Raw genomic sequence first — 19,219 nt, 5'->3', positions numbered from 1 at the left:
GGCATGCCCGGGTCTGTTGCGACTGGAATGCCTCAATCGGCCAGTAGCTGATCGGCAACAAAGGGGTTATTACGCCTTTCTTCACCAAAGCTCGACATAGGGCCGTGGCCGGGAATGAAATTGACCTGCTCGCCCAAAGGCCAGAGTTTGTAACGAATGGAGTCAATCAGCTGCTGATAGTTGGAGCCGGGAAAGTCAGTACGGCCTATAGAGCCACGGAAAAGGACATCTCCCACCCAGGCCAGGTTCTCTTCGCGGTCAAAGAAGATCACATGCCCGGGTGTATGCCCCGGACAGTGAAACACCTGCAATGCCTGCTCGCCCAAGATAACCTCTTCACCATCTTCCAGATAACGGTCTGCCTCGAAGGCGGCGCAGGCCGGGAAACCAAAGTTCTGGCTTTGGCGTGGCAGGTTCTCCAGCCAAAATTTATCGTCGATATGCGGGCCAATAATCTGCACGTCACATTCGGTGGCCAAAGCCTTGGCGGCACCAACATGATCTATGTGGCCGTGAGTCAAAAGAATATATTGCAACTGCAGGCCGTGCTGCGCCAGGGCATCCATGATGCGCTCATGGTTACCACCTGGATCTATCACAGCGGCTTTGCCACTCTTCTCACACCAGATGAGGCTGCAATTCTGCTGGAAAGGGGTCACTGGGATGATCTGGTATTTCATTACACACACTCGCAGGCTGTTATCGTTCCATGATCGATAGATCGTCTCGGTGCATGATCCATCAACCCTGCAACAGAAAAATTGATCCCGGGCAGGAAAGCGCCAGATAGGCAGCTTTTCTGGCGCCGGTTTGCAGCGCAGGGATTTTTGTATACAATTTTGAGCCATCCACTGTCAAGCCCAAGGCCCTACATGATAACAGACAGCCGTCTTGCTGGCATCCTGAGCCGCAAACACTTCTTCTCTCTGCCTCTGGATTATCAGCATCCCACCGGGGAACAACTGCAAATTTTTGCCAGGGAGCTTATCGGCACCCAGGATAACGCCGCGACCCTGCCACTCCTGGTGTTCTTTCAGGGTGGCCCGGGCTTTGGTGCCGCCCGCCCCCTTGCCAATGGCGGCTGGATTAAAAGAGCGCTCAAGGAGTATAGGGTACTCTTGCTGGATCAGCGTGGTACTGGTCTTTCAAGTCCGGTCAGCTTCAAGACGCTGGACGGCATGACGCCTGACGAGCAGGCTGAGCACCTGAGCCATTTCCGCGCCGACAACATCATCCGCGATGCCGAGGCGATTCGGGTGCAACTGAGCCCTGATACTCCCTGGAGCATTCTCGGTCAGAGTTTCGGTGGCTTTTGCGTACTCAGATACCTGAGCGCCGCGCCGCAAGGGCTCAAGGAAGCCTTTATTACCGGCGGTATCCCTTCCCTTGAGCGCCCCGCTACCGAGGTTTACCGGGCAACTTATCAACGCCTGCTGGCCAAAAACCAGGATTTCTTTGCCCGCTTCAAAGATGCCAAAGCCCTATTGGCCGAGCTCAGAGGCTTTATCAATAGCCATGAGGCGCGCCTGGCCACAGGAGAGCGGCTGACCCAGGAAATGCTGCAACTTTTGGGGGTTAACTTAGGTATGGAGCAGGGGCCGGAGGCGGTCTACTATCTGCTGGAGCAAGCCTTGATAGATACCCCAAGTGGCAAGGCGCTCAACCCCTTGTTTGAGGCGCAGTTCTGTCAAATGCTGGATTACAATACTAACCCACTGTTTGCCATCATGCATGAGTCCATCTACTGCCAGCAGCAAGCCGCAAACTGGGCCGCCCACAGGGTGCGGGGCGAATATCCGGCTTTTGCCCCGGACGCCGAAGAGCTGCTTTTCAGCGGTGAGATGATTTACCCCTGGATGTTCGAACAGTTTGCCAACCTCAAGCCGCTGAAAGCCTGCGCCGAATTGCTGGCCGCCAAAGCCGATTGGCCTTCACTCTATGACCCGAACATTCTCGCCAATAACCGGGTACCTGTCGCCGCTGCCATCTACAGCGAAGACATGTATGTCGAGCAGGCCTACAGCCTGGAAACCGCCGCCAGAGTCGGCAACCTCAAGTATTGGTTGACCTCTGAATATGAGCACAATGGCATACGCATGGATGGTGAGCGGATCCTCGATAAGCTGATTGCGCTCAATCGCGGCCAGGCGCTCAGGTGAATTCAGTTTGGGTTAATTTTAAAAGCGCACACTGAACTTGGTTCCACATCCATTGACGCTTTGCTTAAACGCTTGTTTCGGTGTCGTCCCGGTCTGCCCTTTTGGCAGACCTTTTTTTATCCAAAAAAAACCGCAGCCAAGGCTGCGGTGGAAATAACGGACTGGGTCCAATCCAAAGAATACAGGGAGACTCGAACCGCCGACTTAGCGCTTCATTGCTGGATAAGTGAACTCATGGCACTGATTGCAATAAACCTTGCTCTCTTTGTGCTCCTGATGGCAGTAAGTACATGGCAAGTCCGTGCCATAGTGCAGGCTGTCATGGGGGTTGGGTTCAACATCATGACCGGCGTTGGCCGGACGTGCTGTCTGCTTGGCAACATCTTCAGGAGTGCCGTGGCAGGCTTCACAGGCTGTCGCATCGGGAATGGTCTTGCGCTTGGCATCACCATGGCAGGCGGCGCAATCGACACGACCATTTTCAGCCGTCATGACTTCTTTGTGGTAGTCCTTGATCTTCATGGCGTTGGCCGCTCCAGGCAGCAACAAGGCGCAGGCTACAAGAACAGTGGATATCATCTTCAACATCTTGGGCTTCCTGTTGCGGGGCAGTTGCCTGCCCCGCTCTTCTATCAGTAGTTGGCAATAAAGTCGTGTGACGCCTGAATGTCAGGAGTGAAAGGACGATCTTTGCTTACGAAAGGCACTTTCTGACGATAACCTTCATACATGGCACCTGTGGCTTTACCCTGCTTCAGGCTCTTGTCGTGCATCTTGCGCAGATCGATAGCTTGAGTAGAGTGCAACAGCTCCAGACCATAGATGGTGTTGGTGTTGTCAACAATCTGGATCAGGTTGTCAGAAGCCAGTTTCAGGTTGGTGAAAGTGTCTTCGATGTTACCGGCAATTTGGATACCATCGAATGAAACCGGGCTAGCCAATTGCTTGTTACGCACCTGCATGTCAACGAAGGCTTTCTGGATAGCACCGAAAGCATGACCATTGTTTTCCGGACCGGCCAGGAAGCGGCTCAGACGGGTAAAGTGGGCATCAGACAGGTGGATAGTGCGCATTACACTGTTGTGAGACACGTGAGTCAGGGCAGTGCTCAGGTTCTGTACCGCCAGGGCAACAGGCAGAGGCTCGAAGTTGGTGGTTGGGAACACACCACCCTTGCCTTCAACCATGTATTTGGCTACCTGAGGGAACTGGCTGTAGTCCTTGGATGCGCCCAGTACTACGGCTGGGTTATCATCTGAGTGGTTGATCTGAATGTCGATCACTTCGCCCAGATCCACCAGGGCTTTCTTGGCACTGGCCAGAGTGTAGGCTGTGGTGCGATAGCTCAGAGGATCCTGCAGCGGACGCTCATCATTCAGTTGCCACAGATAGCTGCCATCCAGCTGCGCCAGAATATCCTTGGTGGTTGCCTGAATATAAGGGAAAGGACGGATATCATTGGTTTGTGGCAGGAAAGGTGCCACGTTACCATTCAAACCTTCAAGGCTCAGACCGAATACGGTTGGAGACACTTCCAGCAGGTGCTTGGCATCCTGATAGCCCTTCATCGCATAGGCTACAGCCACTGCGTTGTTGGACAGGATGGACAGAGCATCTTTACCCATAGGCTCCAGCAAAGGAACTCCGGCATCGGCCATGGCTTCACGGCTGCTGACACGCTTGCCCTTGTAGAACACTTCCCACTCACCAATCATCGCCAGACCGACGTGAGAGGCCAGCAGGATGTCGGCTTCACCCACAGTACCCTGTGAAGGGATCACTGGAGTAATACCCTTGTTCAGGTAAGCTTCATAAAGGTCAGCAACCACAGGCTGAACCCCGGTTTGACCGGCCAAAATGGTGTTCAGACGCACGGCCAGAGCCACACGGGTCAGACGTACAGGCATTGGCTCGCCAACACCGGCACTGTGAGCGCGCAATGTGCTGTAGTTGAAGCTGCGGGAAGCATCCATAACAGCGGCACTCAGTTTACCATTGGCATCAAACAGCTTGTGGTCTTTGTTCAAGCCCACACCTACAGTCAGACCATAAACCGGCTTACCCAGACGCGCAGCTTCCATCAACAGCTCGTGCGCCTTAACCAGTTTGGTACGGGCCTGAGAGGCTACTTTGACTTTGGCGCCATCGGCAATGGCCCAGGCTTGATCCTGAGTCATATGCTTGCCATCCAGAACCACTTGTTCCATTGCCAGAGCACTGCCTGACATCAGGCCCAGCGTCAGCGACGCCAGCATTAGAGATTTGTTCATCATCTTACTCCTTATTATTGAATTTGTTACGCTTGTTTCAGTGCAACCGGCTTGGCAGCAGCACAATTACGGCCGGCGTTACGACCGGTGACAATACCTTCAGCCACGGCGCAAGCACCTAGGCGGCTGGCACCGTGAATACCGCCGGTGGATTCGCCGGCCGCATACAAGCCTGCAATCGGCTGGTTACTGACCAGATGCAGGACTTCAGAATTGGTATTAACCTTGACACCACCCATGCAGTAGTGAACTTTCGGCCACATACGCACTGCGTACCATGGGCCCTTGTCCAGCACTATGGCTTCCTGCATTGGACGACCAAACTCTTTGTCATCACCGCTCTTGACCGCTTCGTTCCAACGGGCCACCTGCGCCTTGAGCTTGTCGGCAGGCATGCCATAAGCCTTGGCCAGCTCATCCAGGGTATCGGCCTTGGTGATCACCTTGTACTTGATGCCCCAATCCAAAGTTTGGGCATTCTTGGCGCCTTCGGCATTGGTAAAGCCAATGGGATACACAGGGTTGTTGTGCTCATCTCTGCGGGTCATGATGGCATCGGCACGCGCCTTACGGTCGGCCAGCTCATTGAAGAAACGCTCACCAGTGCGCACATCCACTACTATGCCGTGAGGATAAGTGGCAATGGTGTTGAACTGGGATGCAGTTCCAAAACCTTTCTCATCGGGTGATGCCCACGGGCCCAATTGGATTTGATCCAGATGGATAGGGTTAGCACCCAGAAGCATCATCTGCTTCAGTGCTTCAGAGGTGGCACCCGGATGGTTGGTTGAGTCCAGATCATTGTTCAGTTCAGGCAGCTGCATCATGCGATATTCGATATCCCGGCCAAAGCCGCCGGTCGCCATGATCACCCCTTTGCGGGCACCTATGGTGCGTATCTTACCTGTCCGCTCCCGTGGGAAATAATAACCTTCACGAACCTCGACCCCGATCACGCGGCCTTCATCATCTCGGATAAAAGATTCGAGCTTGGTTTGATTTTTCATGATCACGCCTTTGGCGCGGGCAGCCTTGACCAGCGGACGTATGATACCTGCGCCGGAGCTTTCAACAGTTTGCAGTACCCGCTGCACACTGTGACCGCCAAAGTGCTGTACGAAAGGCTTCCACTTGACGCCATAGTCAATCAGCCATTGACAAGATTCCGCCGTGCCGTTACATACCAGCTTGAGCATCTCCACATCATTCATGCCTCGACCTGCGCGCAACATGTCGGCGACCATGGCATCAACTGAATCTTCAATACCGGCCTGCTTTTGCAACGGAGAACCGGCAACCGCCATGGCACCACCATTAATGGTTGAGTTGCCGCCAAAGACTGGCATCTTGTCGATAACCATTACGCTGACACCGGCTTCACGGGCCTGCAGGGCCGCAGCCATACCGGCAAAGCCACTGCCGACTACCAATACGTCTACCAGTTCATCAAAGGATTCCGGCGCCTGTTCGCGGCACTGTGCCATGGCACCATTGCTGACAGCCATCCCCACCCCGGTCACTGCCAGAGCGGCGCCGCCTTTGAGCAACTGACGACGACTGCTGTCTATTTTCTGTTTTTCTGTCATGTACTTATTTTCCTTTCATGCAGGGAAAGAACTCAGTCAACCAGTTGCACCGGCCATGCCAACTAACCAAAAAGAGGTGCTCAGGGGGAGATTTATGATTACGGCCACAGAATCACGAAATATAAAGATCTACAATCACGAAACTTCGCGGTTTATTTGAAATATCAATGGAAAAACACTTTTATTACGAGTGTACCAGGCGACTCTGCAGTAGCCTTCAATTGGAAACCTCGCTTAAGCACTACTTCGACTATGTACGTGACTCAGTGCCACTCGATGGCCTGTTCATTAATATTTATAGAAAAGAATTCAACGATATACAGTTTATCGCCCAGGCAAGCGAAACACAGGCAAGCACGCTCGATATCCAGGTATCCCTCCCTGGGGGACTGGCCAAAACACTGGAAGATCCCGATAGGCCCAGGGTGAGGATTGTTAACGATATTGATCATGATCCGGTGACATCCCAGGCTGCCCCTAAAGTGATCCCCGGGATCCGCTCATTGATCATTTTACGTATGTCGATGGAAGATACCCATTTGGGCATAGTGGGTTTTTACTCCAAAAGTGCCGGCACTTTCCGTCCCCGCCACGCAGATATGCTTGCGCCGCAGATGAGTACCTTTGCCCTGATCACCGCTCTCAATCTCAGAGGTCGTAATCTGCTGCTGGAAAATCAGGCGTTGGCAAAACAAAACGTTAGCCTGAAACGCACTCTGGATGTGCAAAACGGTGTGGTCGGTGCCAATTCAGGGCTAAAGCAGGTGATGCAACAGGTGCAATCCATCGCCCACCTCAACACCACAGTATTGATGCTGGGGGAAACCGGTTGCGGTAAAGAGGTGATCGCCAACGCCATTCATGAACTCTCGGCTAGAAGTGGTAAACCTTTCATTAAAGTCAACTGCGGCGCCATTCCTGAAACCCTGATCGACTCAGAGTTGTTCGGCTATGAGAAAGGTGCCTTTACCGGCGCCGAGTCACGCAAGGCCGGTTACTTCGAACAAGCCAATGGCGGTACCATCTTCCTCGATGAAATCGGCGAGTTGCCGCTTTCGGCTCAGGTTAGATTGCTCAGGGTGCTGCAAAACAGCACCATCACCCGGGTCGGCGGCCATGAACAGGTGCATTTGGATATCAGGGTGATTGCCGCGACTCACAGACACCTGCAAGCCATGGTGCATCAGGGGGATTTTCGTGAGGATCTCTGGTATCGGCTGGCGGTATTCCCGATAGACATCCCCTCTTTACGCCAGCGGCGCACAGATATCCCGCTGTTGGTGCAGCATTTTATTGAACAGCTGAGCGCCCGATTCCAGTTGCTCAAACTGCCCTGTATCCGCCCCGAGCAGTTGGCCATTCTCAGTCAGTACAATTGGCCCGGCAATGTCAGGGAGCTGATCAATGTGCTGGAGCGGGCCATCATTCAAAACCCAGCCGGACCACTGGACTTCAGTTTCCTGGCGCCGCAAACCGAAGCAGTGGCCACCGCCAGCGGCCAGACCATAGTGGTCGACCCCAGCCATGCGGGCAATCAACTGGTACCGCTGGAAACCATGACCCGCAAGTATATTGAACATGCCCTTAAAGTGACCGGCGGCAAGCTCTACGGCCCCGGCGGTGCGGCCGAGCTGTTGGATATTAACCCCAATACTCTGCGCAGCAAGATGAAAAAGCTGGGGATCGTTTAGAAACGGGACATGGCAAACGACTCTGGAAAGGAGCAAGCTCATTCCGGCGGGGAAAATAACATAAAAGGCCGAAAGTCATCACTTTCGGCCTTTTTATTGCACCTTGTTGCTGTTGCATCTTGTCGCATCGACGGGCTTGAAAGCGCATATAGCAGTGGCGTTAAAAAGCGTAGCGAAGCGAGAAGCTGTACTCCAGGCCATCGTTGGGAGCAGTGCCCCAACTCTTGTAGTGCGTCAGTTGCAGCTTGAGACTCAAGTCTTGTGCCAATGGGCCGGAAACAGCGGCAAACAATTGATGACCATAATCGTCGTCATAACCAAAGACAGCCGCATGCTCGCGGTCACGGCCAAAAGCCGCAGTATAATCCAGGTTCAGTTTCCAGCCCTTGGGGAGCACTGGCAAATCGTAATAACTGTTGCCATTGAGCACCACGCCGGATAATCCTGAGTAATCTTTATCGGTCAGATTGGACTGACTCACAGTATAATGCCCCGCCAATCCCAGGTTGAAACGCAGCGCGCCGCAGTCAAAATGCTGCTTCAAGCCGAGATAAAAATTGTCCTCGGTCAAATGTTTATGGGTGCCGAGAAAGTTTTGCAGCCACAGTGCGGTACGCTCTTCGTTGAGCCGATAATGCCAAACCGTCAATGACTTGAAGGCGACCCGTTTATCCGCCACCCATTTACCGGGGTTTTCCACCTTGAGCATCTGATAAAAAGTGTTGCGCTCGTCACGACTGAAATGACTGAGCGCCACAAAGCTTTGGTTGAAAGCTCCGGGATTATCGTCACGGGTAGCACTCGTAAAGCCCAGATATCCGGCTTCTATTTGAGTCGATGCGCCGGCATCAGTCGTACCAAAACCGCCAAGCAAGGTAACGGCCAACCCGATTATTTTACTATTGAGTTTCATCTTTTCCTTGTTCAATCAGAGTCTCCTTCAGCACCCTGGACTCATGTCCTTGATGGCATCTAGTTTCCCTTGTCCTATGCAATGGATAAGCTCGTGAATAAAAAAAAGGCCACCCTAAGGTGGCCTGTGCAGGGAAATACTGGGAGCCCCTTAGAAGAAGTAACGGATACCTACCGCATAGTTGTTGTCCTGCAGATCTTCCCAGGACTTGTCATCCATGCTGCTGAAGTCAATCTTGGCTTCGGCATACATCACAGTGTCACGGCTGTAACGGTAGTGCAGACCCAGAACTGCAAATTGGCGGGTCCAGTCGCCTTGGATGGCGGTGTTGGCATCAGTATCCAGATCCTGATAGCTCAACAGGAATGAAGGAACAAAGCCGTTGTCATACTGGTAAGCGACGATGAACTCACCACCGGTAGAATCGTACAGGTTGCCACCAACCAGTTCGTTTTGCTTGCTCTTGTGAGCGTTGAAGCCAACGTACAGACCATCTGCTTCACGGCCTGGAGCATATTGGTAGAAGCTGCCGTACTGGGCACCGATACCGACGATCTGGTTAGTATCATCAACGGCGACACCGGCCAGGTTGCCTTCAAAGTCACCACGGTTGAAACCGGCCAGCACCTTGAACTTATCGGTCACATTGTAAGTCACGCTGGCACCATAGCTGGAGTCAAAGCTCAGCTCAGAGCCATCGTTGAGCGCCACGCCGTTTTCGTCAAACAGGGCAACATCGTCATTTTGCTTGGAAGCGTACTGCAGGGCGATATGCAATTTACCGAAGAAGGTGTTGCGATACTGGAAGGCAGCATCGGCGCGACCGGCACCAGTCAGGCCGCCGTCACCAAAGGTGTAGGCACCTACAGACCAACCAGTGAAGGCATCCAGGATATCTGTGGTATAAGCCACATCATAATATGCCCCCCACTGCTTACCGAAAGTCAGAGTCCCCCACTTGTCGTGAGCCATACCCACATAACCCAAGCGGTTAAACAAGAAGTCACTGTTCTTCTCGGCGCGCATCTGACCACCGCCCTGGCCTTGGGTGTAGATCAGGCCGTCATCACTGGTCACCATGTTGATGCCCCACTCAGTATGGGCAAAGGCGCGCCAGCCATTGCGTTCCTGACGATCAAAACGGAAACCTACGCGAGAGAAATTATCGATAACAGAGGTTTCATGACCATCATTGAAGGCAGCAAAACCCAGCCAGCCGATCATGTTTACACTGTTGGTCTGATCTTTATACAGCTCCACAGCCTGGGAAGCGCCACTTGCCAGCATAGCCGGGATCACAAGTGCCAGGATCTTCTTGTTCATATTCATTACCCTTTTATAAGTAAAACGCGTTTAATACGCTGATTTATTAGACATATTTATATGTGTTACTCGAGGGCTGCAGTTTGCGTGCCAGCTGTAAAAAAGCCAATTCCAGCCCCTGGTTTCCTGCGCTGGATCGACAAATCGTGAAATATCGTGATTGGAAAGCGTTAAATGCCGTGAGAAGAATTAAATATCGTTGTAACAAGCGAACTTTTTCTGCAGCAAAAGGAATGCATGCGTATCGACAAGGGCAGAATCAAATACCTTGACAACAAATATTAACAGATTGATTTTTAAACAATTATATTGAATTTAGTTAAAGTGTTTGCGAATATTTGATCTAGCAGGAACCGGTAAAAAGATTGATAAAACCGCCTTGAACAGAAAATAAAATTACTTTATTAAGATGTTGATTTTTTTAAAACTTTAAATGCACCCAGGCGAGATTTGCAACCCAAGCCAACTCTATTGCATTATGGGGCAGTCAATAGCTGACACTTGGAGGGAATATGGAAAGCCTGCAACATCTGCCCGCCGAAATACTGTTGGGCATAGTCAATGAGAAACTGAGGCTAAGTTGTCCGGACAAAGATGCACTTTATTACGAGCTTGACCTGTCACCTACCCTGCTCGAGCATAAACTCAGTGCGCTGGGATACGAGTACCATCCCCTGTCCAACCAATACCGACGCTTGACATAATCGCCAGTCCTCAGGAAGTTGCGGACTGGGCTTTGGTTTTGCTCTTGGTCGCTGAGCGATAGTTGCGCTTGGCGGTGCCGGTCTTAACGCCAGTGCCCTTCTTGGTGCTTGTGCCCTTGGAGGCACCAGCCTTAGCGGCATAAGCGCCACTGCGACGTTTACGTCCTTTAAAGCCTGTACTTTTCACGCCGCTCAAGGCCGTGGGCAGTTGTGCCTTGGCCTGCTCAATAAGCTCGCCCAATTTAGCCGTCAAGGGCTGCATAAAAGCCTGATATTTAAGTTCACGGCGACAAATCGCATCCAGGCTACTTTCCCACAGCGCCGTCATATCAGGCGTGGTGGCCACTTCAGGCAGGCTTTGAATAAGCCCGCTGCCGGCCTCAGTTGCCAGAATACTCTTGCCCTGACGTTTCAAAAAGCCACGTTTAAACAAGAGTTCAATGATCCCGGCGCGGGTCGCTTCTGTCCCCAGACCATCGGTTTCCTTGAGAATTTTGCGGATCTCAGTGTCTTTCACATAGCGGCTTATTCCTGTCATCGCCGCCAGCAGTGTGGCGTCGGTAAAATGCTTGGGCGCCTGGGTCATCTTTTCCACTAGTTCACCCTTGAGGCAATCCAGCACCTGCCCCTGAGTCAACTCAGGTAAGCTGGTTTGAATATCTTCCGCTTCATCGTCGGCTTTTTGTTTGCCAAACAACTGTTTCCACCCCTGTTTTAATGGTTGTTTGGCCTTGGCCACGAAGCAACCTCCGGCAATGTCGATCACAACGCGGGTTTCAAGGTACTCATAATTAGGGTAAAACTGCGCCAAATACTGACGGGCGATCTGCAAATACACCTGACGCTCACGCTGTGATAAAACACCAAGGTTAGCCGTCTTTTCCGTAGGCACTATCGCGTGATGGGCGTCTACCTTGGCATCGTTCCAGGCCTTGGACTTAAGGGCGGGATTGGGGGCTTCACAGCCTTGCAGTAGCTCTGCTGCCCCTTGGGTAATAGCATTCAAGACTACCGGGGCCAGCTGTAACTGCGCCTTGGGCAAATGGCGGCTATCGGATCGCGGATAGGTTATCAATTTATGCCGTTCATACAGAGACTGCGCCGTATCCAGCACCTCTTTGGCGCTCATGCCGAAGCGTTTGGCACAATCAATCTGCAGCGCCGATAGACTATAGAGCAAAGGCGGCGCCTGGTGTCTTTGCTTGCGCTCCAGCTCATCTACCCGGCCGGGTTGGCCGGTGATCCTGCCGACTACATTCATTGCCAAACCGCGGGAGAGCACCCGCCCCTCCTCATCCATCCAAGGTTGACAGGCCTCACTGGGCTGCCAGCGGGCGCTGAAACAGCTGCCCTCTTGGGTGCTTAAATGGGCCAGCACTTCATAAAAAGGTTTGGGCACAAAGGCGGCGATTTCCTGATCGCGCCGGACAACCAAACCAAGCACAGGAGTTTGCACCCGACCGACCGAAAGCACGCCCTGATAGCCCACCTTGCGCCCCTGCAGGGTATAGGCACGGGTCATATTCATGCCGTAGAGCCAATCTGCTCGGCTGCGTGCCAGTGCCGAAGTCGACAATGGCACAAACTCGCGATTACTGCGCATCTGTCCCAGGGCGCGTTTTACCGCCTGCGGGTTGAGGTCGCTTATCAACAAGCGTTTGACCGCCGCCAGCTTATCGCCCTTAACCCCAAGGTGAGCAATCACTTCATCTACCAACAACTGTCCTTCCCGATCCGGATCGCCGGCATTGACCAACTCACTGGCCTGCTTGACCAATTTACGCAAGACACTGAGTTGCCCGCGACTGCTGGCTTTGGGTTTAACCTGCCAATCGGACGGGACAATAGGCAGATGCTCCAACTGCCAGGACTTGTAGGCGGGATCGTAGGCATCCGGCTCAGCTTGCTCCAGCAGATGACCTATACACCAGGAAACACAATCACCGTTGCCAAGCTCGATATAGCCCTCATGTTTGCGATGGGGTTTAGGGAGCACCTCGGCGATGGCGCGCCCAAGGCTGGGCTTTTCGGCGATATAGAGGATCATCCACTGCGTCCTTTGACTGTCACTGAACAGTATTACTGGATAAAATTACAGTTATTTTAGCCAAGTCAGCTTGAGGCTGCAAATTATCCTTCATATGCTTCCCTATGGTAACTCCGGAGCCGTAGTTTCTTGGTTTGAAGCCGCGCTGTTTAACGCAACTTTGCTCCGGTACTTATTATCTGAATTCCCGCTTCCCTAATCGCTATACCCTCTCAGACTAATTGAGAATTTCTATTTGTACTTAGTAGCGAATGCTATTATAGTATATCCATTAGAAAAATCTTATTGATAAAATCCTGATGCAAGTGAGAAAACGCTATATGACTGAACAGACAACTGTAGTTGCGATGCCAGGTCTAAATGAAGCAGCTCCGCCTTTCACCGCAAAAACCACCCAGGGTACGCTTAGCCTGGAAGACTACAAAGGTAAATGGTTGGTTCTTTTCTCTGATCCGGCAGACTTTACCCCGGTATGTACCACTGAATTTATGGCGTTTACTCAGGCAAGTGCAGATTTTACAGCTCTTAATTGTGAACCGATGGGGCTGTCTATCGAAAGTATTCATGCACACATCGCATGGGCTCGTAGCATTAAAGATAACTTGGGTGTTGAAATTAACTTCCCGATTATTGCTGACCTAAATATAAAAATTGCTGGTGCTTACGGCATGGTTCAGCCAGGTGCGAGTAATACTTCTGCGGTTCGTGCCACTTTTGTTATCGCCCCTGAAGCCGTACTCCGCGCAATGCTTTACTACCCAATGAGCAATGGCCGTTCTGTGGCAGAAATTTTAGGTCTAGCTGAAACACTACAAACTAACGATGCAAACGTATGTGCAACTCCAGAAAGCTGGATCCCAGGCAATGAAGTGATTGTTCCACCACCGGCAAACGCTCAAGAAGCCGAAGTACTTAAAGTTCAAGGTTATAACTAGGTTGACTGGTACTTCAGTAAAAAAAGCTGTAATCCGCAAACCATGCGAGTAGCTATGTAAACGGATGCTATCCGGCCCACGTGACGTTAATCATCTTTTATGGAATCAAGGAGGAAATATGACCCCCAGCGTTTACGAATTTTTCGATCCAAAAACCTTCACCTACAGCTATATAGTCGTAGATCCAAACAGCCAGCAATGTGCCGTTATCGATTCGGTACTAGACTACGACCCCGCTTCAGGCAGGACTTCTTACGAAACAGCAGATAAACTGATTGAGTTTGTAACGAAAAGTGGCTTAAAGGTCGAGTGGATTCTTGAAACTCATGTTCATGCTGATCATCTAAGTGCGGCCCCCTATATCAAGCAGAAACTTGGTGGCGAACTGGGTATTGGTGAAAAAATCACTGTGATACAAGATACGTTCGGCAAGCTATTTAATGCCGGTAGTGATTTCGCGATGGACGGCAGTCAGTTTGATCATTTGTTTGCCGATCAAGAGACTTTTACTCTTGGTAATATTGAAGCGCACGCAATTCATACTCCAGGCCACACTCCTGCCTGTATGGCTTATGTGATTGGTAACTGCGTATTTGTTGGCGACACTTTATTTATGCCCGATTACGGCACCGCCCGTTGCGATTTCCCCGGAGGAGATGCAGCAACCCTCTATCGCTCAATTCAGAAATTGTTCGCTCTGCCTGATGAAACACGCGTCTTTATGTGTCATGACTACAAAGCACCAAATCGCGAAGAGTACCTGTTTGAAACTACGATTGGTGATGAACGCCTATACAATATTCACGTCAAACAGAATATTTCTGAGCAGCAATTTGTTGAGATGCGCAGAGGACGTGATGCCACACTGAATATGCCAACCCTGATTTTTCCTTCGGTTCAGGTCAATATGCGTGCCGGAGAGTTACCACCGGAAGAAGATAATGGTGTGCGCTATCTGAAAATACCATTGAATAAAGTCTGAAACTGAGTTGCGATTATGCTAATACCAATCTATTTAACGGAATCAATTACCGTTTCACCACAAATTTTACCCAGCGACATACCACGTCTGGCATCAATGGGGTTTAAGTCGATCATCAATAACCGTCCAGACGGAGAAGAAAATAATCAGCCCTTGAATAGAGAAATTGAACGACTGGCTAAAGAACATGGTATGACCTATTTTCACTTACCGGTTATTTCCGGAAATATTACTCAGGATCAGGGGAAGCAGTTTAGTCAGTTCTTTGTACACGCCCCTAAACCTATTTTTGCTTTCTGTCGCACAGGAACACGTTGCAGCGCACTCTGGTCGATGAGCTGCACGGAACTGGGTTCATTTGATCGGCGTATTGCCCAAGCTACCGAAATGGGTTTTGATCTTAGTTGGGTTAAGCAACCCGATTAACCGAATTCACACATTGCTTAGGATAGCCAAAGCATGAAAAATTCCTGGTTGAAATGGTTGCCGATATCATCTTGGTTGCCTGATTATTCGCGTCATGACGCCACAAAAGATAGCTTAGCTGCTATTATCGTGACTTTGATGCTTATCCCACAAAGCCTTGCATACGCGATGGTTGCTGGTCTGCCCCCCATTGTTGGTCTGTACGCCAGTATCCTGCCGCTGATCATTTATACAATGCTTGGCACCAGTAAAACACTGGCCGTGGGCCCGGTAGCGGTGATCTCGCTAATGACCGCAGAAGCCATTGCTCCGCTGTTTGAAACTGGTAGCCAGGGTTATATCACCGCCGCTGCAACCTTGGCATTTCTTTCCGGTATAGTGCTATTGCTAATGTCGGTACTAAGACTGGGATTTCTGACCACATTTTTAAGCCATCCGGTGCTTTCTGGCTTTATGACTGCTTCTGGTATTCTTATCTCTATTGGTCAGCTTAAACATATTTTTGGCGTGTCACTGCATGGGGAAAATGTGCTGCAGCGCTTGACCAATCTTATTCTTGCGTTACCCCAAACTAATCTCTATACCCTGATGATTGGGGCGTTCAGTTTGATTGCCCTTATCTATGCACGCAAAAGCCTCAAACCCAATTTGATCAAACTAGGACTTTCATCAGAACTGGCAAGTCATGCAATCAAACTGGCTCCTGTGATAGTGATGATATTGAGTATTGTGTTAGTGGCCCTGTTTGATCTGGACAAAAAAGGCGTCAGCGTAGTCGGCCAGATCCCAAGCGGTTTGCCTAGTTTTTCACTGCCATCGCTCGATCTCGCACTAATCGAAGACCTGCTTCCGGCTTCGATTCTGCTGAGTATTATCGGTTTCGTCGAGTCAGCTTCAGTTGGGCAAACATTAGCGGCGAAACGTCGCCAGAGAATTGAGCCAAATCAGGAGCTGATTGCCTTAAGTGGTGCCAACATCGCATCAGCTATTAATGGGGGATTCCCGGTTACAGGTGGTCTGTCGCGCTCAGTAGTCAATTATGATGCTGGCGCTGAAACGCCAATGGCGGGAACATTTACCGCAATTGGAATCGGCATTACCGTGCTTTATTTCACCCCGCTGTTTACCTATTTGCCACATGCGGTGTTAGCGGCAACCATTATCGTTGCTGTATCGGCACTGATTGATGTGAGAGCCATTATCCATACCTGGAAAAGTGCAAAGAGTGATGCCATCGCCATGTTTCTCACCATTATCGGTGTACTGGCATTTAATGTTGAGATTGGCGTATTAGCAGGATTGGCTACATCTCTAGCGCTATTTCTATGGCGCACCAGTCGGCCACATATTGCAGTGGTTGGTTTAATCGAGGGAAGCCAACATTTTCGCAATATTCTTCGTTTTAATGTAATCCAAAGTAAAACGGTACTCAGCCTGCGGATTGACGAAAGCTTATATTTTGCCAATGCTCGTTATCTGGAAGATCAGATAATGGAATATTTGCAACAGTATCCTAAAACCCAACATCTGGTATTGATGTTATCCGGGGTAAACACAGTCGATGCCAGTGCGCTGGAAAGCTTAACGTTAATTCACGACCGCCTGAAAGATTCCGATATTCAACTACACTTATCAGAAGTTAAAGGCCCGGTCATGGACAATATTAAAAAGTCGGATTTCTTTGAACACTTCAAAGGCAAAGTTTATATTAGTCAGTATGAAGCGATAGTTGATCTGGATAGTTCGATAGTTCACTAACTGATTAGTTTAAAAAATACTGCAAGCCTCTAATGCCGAACAGTTCCCTTATTATATCAAAAAGGGGATTACATCTATTTGATGTAATCCCCCAAGCTCATATGAGCGCTACCTGTATACTACGAACAATGCGAAAATTAGTCTTACTATTGAAACAAAGGTTTAAACATGGGTGTTAAAAACTTATTCCCATATTCACTCAAATGGTTAGTATCATAATACAGAGAACGCCCATCCTTACTTCCCATACAACGCCCATTAACGCAAAGGTAAGGCAATGGATTAAGCACTTTAGCACCACAAGCGGCCGCAGCTTTATCCTGTGCTTGCCAAATAAGGGTATGACGTTGCATATAATCTTGCTCAGTAATAAAAACATCCTGTAACCCATTGTTAAACATTAAATTACGATAAACAGTAGTTGGTACATCAACATCCATTTCAGGCAACGGACGAACCAGGTATACCGGGCGATATTGACTTAATTGACACACAGTTTCGATCTGTTTCATCATAAAGTCTTTATATACCTCGTCACTAGTCTGTTCAGGATTATCACCAAAGTAGATCACTGGTCTATTTTGGAATTTGTGCCGTTCGTTATAACCAAAAACACTACCGGTTAATCGAGAAATTAAAATTACAGGTATATCACTGGTGGTAGATAAGGTATCAAGCACATGTTGATTAAACAGATCACATTGTGATTTAGGTATATGACTCTTGGCTCCAATTAGGGTTGAGCAGCCATTATAGGTCATCTCCACAACACTTCCTTTTTCTTCAGCAGCTAATACCACACTCGATATCACTGCATTGGCATGGCTATCGCCAACAACCACAGCTTGTACTTTTCCTGTGCCATGTATACAGCTAGATTCGGGAATATCTCGTCCAGGTCCAAGAAGACATTCATTTAATCTAGGGTTACGGTCAAATGACCCTTGACTTGCTTTTTCAACTTTTTTAGGTAACCGTCCTTCAACCTCTAAATGTCGTGCGGCTACTGCTAATAACTCAACCAATAATAAAACGCAAAATAATACCCATGCAGCCTTTTTAAAACTAAGTTGACCTAGGTAATAACTAGAGCGAGTTTCAATAAATCGATACGATAGTTCTCCTAATGCAAACGTAAGCAAGATACCAGCAACAATCCAAGTAGGATTATTTTGCTCCCCCGCATAAGCAAGAAACACGACAATAGGCCAGTGCCATAAATAAAGTGAATAAGAAATCAATCCCACACGTGCGATAAGTGGATTAGCAGTCAAAGGAGACTCTTGACGGTTGGCAGCTAACACCAACACGGCCCCAAGCACCGGCACTAAAGCATATCCTCCAGGCCATGGCGTTGCATCATTAAAACCGAAGATAGCCATTAGAATTAACGTAAACCCGAGCAACTCTATGACTTTACTGGCCATCTGTCCCAGTTGCTTATGTCTCATCACCCACCAAATAAGTCCACCTGTTACCATCTCCCATGCCCTAAAAGGTAAAAGATAGAATGCCGCACTAGGGTTAGTCTCCACGGCATACACAGACAACATAAAGGAAACCAGCGCAATAGCTAACAAAGAGAGTAATACAGCTTGTTTACCGCGCCAGCGCCAAGCCAACATCAACACCAGTGGCAACAATAAATAAAACTGCCACTCAACTGACAGCGACCAAGAGTGAAGCAACCATTTTTCATAAGATGCCGCATCGAAATAACCGGCCTCACTGTAAAGCTTATGATTAGAAATGAATAAAGCCGCACCAACAATATGAGTACCTAATTTTTGATAATCGATCGTTGACAACCAAAACCAACCGAAAACCAATAATGCTAAACATAATACGGCCAATACGGGAAAAATTCGTTTGGCTCTTGCAAACATAAAACGGCTATAGGAGAAACGGTTACTTTCTAAGCCTGTCACTATTATTTTTGTCATTAACAGACCCGAAATAACAAAAAAAATATCGACTCCTACAAACCCTCCAGCAAATCCTAGTACCTTAAAATGAAATAAAATAACTGCAACAACAGCCCAAGCTCTTAGTCCGTTAATGTCATAACGAAACTTTTTAGGCAATACAACCGACATATATAAGCATTTCCTACAACACGCCCTTTGAGGCAAGAAAGCCGGCAATTGTATACCTAAACCTTGGCTAACGGCAGCGACTCATATTGAACTATTGGAAATAAACGAAAAAAAGATAACTCAAGTGAATAGATTATATAGTTCACACAATATTGTTGCGGTATTACTAGTTAAGGAAGGCAATGGTCGCAGATTTTTGATCTGCACCAGCAATATGGCCACAGTCAGAAGCTTGACTCCTCGGAAGAATAGAGGGTGTTCAAAATTCTGTGTCACGTTAAAAATCACAGATCGATGTGAGCATCCAGTCGTCCTTCAAAATGGATGGA

The 19,219-nt window shown here is 49.4% G+C and carries 15 protein-coding genes; 7 read left to right on the top strand and 8 right to left on the bottom strand.

Annotation, left to right across the window (positions count from 1 at the left end; genetic code table 11):
• Window positions 1-32: 32 nt before the first annotated feature.
• Window positions 33-680 carry an MBL fold metallo-hydrolase gene (locus CX650_RS01115; RefSeq protein WP_028781082.1) on the bottom strand — a complete coding sequence of 216 codons (648 nt, stop codon included), beginning with the start codon at window positions 678-680 and terminating at the stop codon, window positions 33-35.
• A gap of 192 nt (window positions 681-872) precedes the next feature.
• Between CX650_RS01115 and CX650_RS01110 the strand changes: the two genes are divergently transcribed.
• Window positions 873-2,159 carry an alpha/beta fold hydrolase gene (locus CX650_RS01110; protein WP_101094791.1) on the top strand — a complete coding sequence of 429 codons (1,287 nt, stop codon included), beginning with the start codon at window positions 873-875 and terminating at the stop codon, window positions 2,157-2,159.
• 204 nt (window positions 2,160-2,363) lie between these two features.
• On the opposite strand, the gene CX650_RS01105 is transcribed toward CX650_RS01110, so the two are convergent.
• Genes CX650_RS01105 through CX650_RS01095 form a run of 3 tightly spaced genes read right to left on the bottom strand, consistent with a single transcriptional unit; the run spans window position 2,364 to window position 6,015 of the window.
• The gene (locus tag CX650_RS01105) at window positions 2,364-2,747 is read right to left on the bottom strand and encodes a cytochrome c3 family protein (protein WP_025010509.1); all 384 of its coding nucleotides are present in this window, start codon (window positions 2,745-2,747) and stop codon (window positions 2,364-2,366) included.
• A gap of 44 nt (window positions 2,748-2,791) precedes the next feature.
• Window positions 2,792-4,429, bottom strand: coding sequence for an HAL/PAL/TAL family ammonia-lyase (locus tag CX650_RS01100; protein ID WP_101094790.1), 1,638 nt, complete (start codon window positions 4,427-4,429; stop codon window positions 2,792-2,794).
• 26 nt (window positions 4,430-4,455) lie between these two features.
• Window positions 4,456-6,015 (bottom strand): flavocytochrome c, encoded by a 1,560-nt coding sequence (locus tag CX650_RS01095; RefSeq protein ID WP_039032793.1) that lies wholly within the window; start codon window positions 6,013-6,015, stop codon window positions 4,456-4,458.
• A 167-nt stretch (window positions 6,016-6,182) separates the two neighbouring features.
• On the opposite strand from CX650_RS01095, the gene CX650_RS01090 reads away from it, so the two are divergent.
• Window positions 6,183-7,706: a sigma-54-dependent Fis family transcriptional regulator gene (locus tag CX650_RS01090; protein ID WP_101094789.1), complete on the top strand. Its 1,524-nt coding sequence runs from the start codon at window positions 6,183-6,185 to the stop codon at window positions 7,704-7,706.
• A 160-nt stretch (window positions 7,707-7,866) separates the two neighbouring features.
• Here the strand turns inward: CX650_RS01090 and CX650_RS01085 are convergent, their stop codons facing one another.
• Together CX650_RS01085 and CX650_RS01080 are read right to left on the bottom strand one after the other, a co-directional pair.
• On the bottom strand, window positions 7,867-8,634 hold the full coding sequence (locus CX650_RS01085) for an outer membrane protein OmpK (RefSeq protein WP_101094788.1): 768 nt from the start codon (window positions 8,632-8,634) through the stop codon (window positions 7,867-7,869).
• 135 nt (window positions 8,635-8,769) lie between these two features.
• The gene (locus CX650_RS01080) at window positions 8,770-9,942 is read right to left on the bottom strand and encodes a porin (protein WP_101094787.1); all 1,173 of its coding nucleotides are present in this window, start codon (window positions 9,940-9,942) and stop codon (window positions 8,770-8,772) included.
• A gap of 512 nt (window positions 9,943-10,454) precedes the next feature.
• Here CX650_RS01080 and CX650_RS01075 point away from each other — a divergent pair.
• Window positions 10,455-10,646, top strand: coding sequence for a DUF4250 domain-containing protein (locus CX650_RS01075; RefSeq protein ID WP_071475951.1), 192 nt, complete (start codon window positions 10,455-10,457; stop codon window positions 10,644-10,646).
• A gap of 10 nt (window positions 10,647-10,656) precedes the next feature.
• Here CX650_RS01075 and CX650_RS01070 read toward each other — a convergent pair whose 3' ends face one another.
• A complete protein-coding gene (locus tag CX650_RS01070) occupies window positions 10,657-12,693 on the bottom strand; it encodes a DNA topoisomerase III (protein ID WP_101094786.1) in 2,037 nt (678 codons plus the stop codon).
• Window positions 12,694-13,013: 320 nt separating this feature from the next.
• On the opposite strand from CX650_RS01070, the gene CX650_RS01065 reads away from it, so the two are divergent.
• The 4 genes from CX650_RS01065 to CX650_RS01050 all read left to right on the top strand — a co-directional run bounded on the left by CX650_RS01065 (window position 13,014) and on the right by CX650_RS01050 (window position 16,794).
• Window positions 13,014-13,628: a peroxiredoxin gene (locus CX650_RS01065; RefSeq protein ID WP_101094785.1), complete on the top strand. Its 615-nt coding sequence runs from the start codon at window positions 13,014-13,016 to the stop codon at window positions 13,626-13,628.
• A 118-nt stretch (window positions 13,629-13,746) separates the two neighbouring features.
• Window positions 13,747-14,610, top strand: a complete 864-nt coding sequence (locus tag CX650_RS01060) for an MBL fold metallo-hydrolase (RefSeq protein ID WP_101094784.1) — start codon at window positions 13,747-13,749, stop codon at window positions 14,608-14,610.
• A 15-nt stretch (window positions 14,611-14,625) separates the two neighbouring features.
• Window positions 14,626-15,036, top strand: a complete 411-nt coding sequence (locus CX650_RS01055; protein ID WP_101094783.1) for a protein tyrosine phosphatase family protein — start codon at window positions 14,626-14,628, stop codon at window positions 15,034-15,036.
• 33 nt (window positions 15,037-15,069) lie between these two features.
• Window positions 15,070-16,794: a SulP family inorganic anion transporter gene (locus CX650_RS01050; RefSeq protein ID WP_101094782.1), complete on the top strand. Its 1,725-nt coding sequence runs from the start codon at window positions 15,070-15,072 to the stop codon at window positions 16,792-16,794.
• A 146-nt stretch (window positions 16,795-16,940) separates the two neighbouring features.
• Here CX650_RS01050 and CX650_RS01045 read toward each other — a convergent pair whose 3' ends face one another.
• The gene (locus CX650_RS01045) at window positions 16,941-18,890 is read right to left on the bottom strand and encodes an acyltransferase family protein (protein ID WP_101094781.1); all 1,950 of its coding nucleotides are present in this window, start codon (window positions 18,888-18,890) and stop codon (window positions 16,941-16,943) included.
• Between the last annotated feature and the right edge of the window lie 329 nt (window positions 18,891-19,219).

Origin of the sequence: Shewanella indica (genome assembly GCF_002836975.1) — a bacterium.
GTDB classification, from domain to species: Bacteria; Pseudomonadota; Gammaproteobacteria; order Enterobacterales; family Shewanellaceae; genus Shewanella; species Shewanella indica.
Note: the sequence above shows the minus strand (reverse complement) of the source record. Positions and strands in the feature narration are given on the sequence as shown.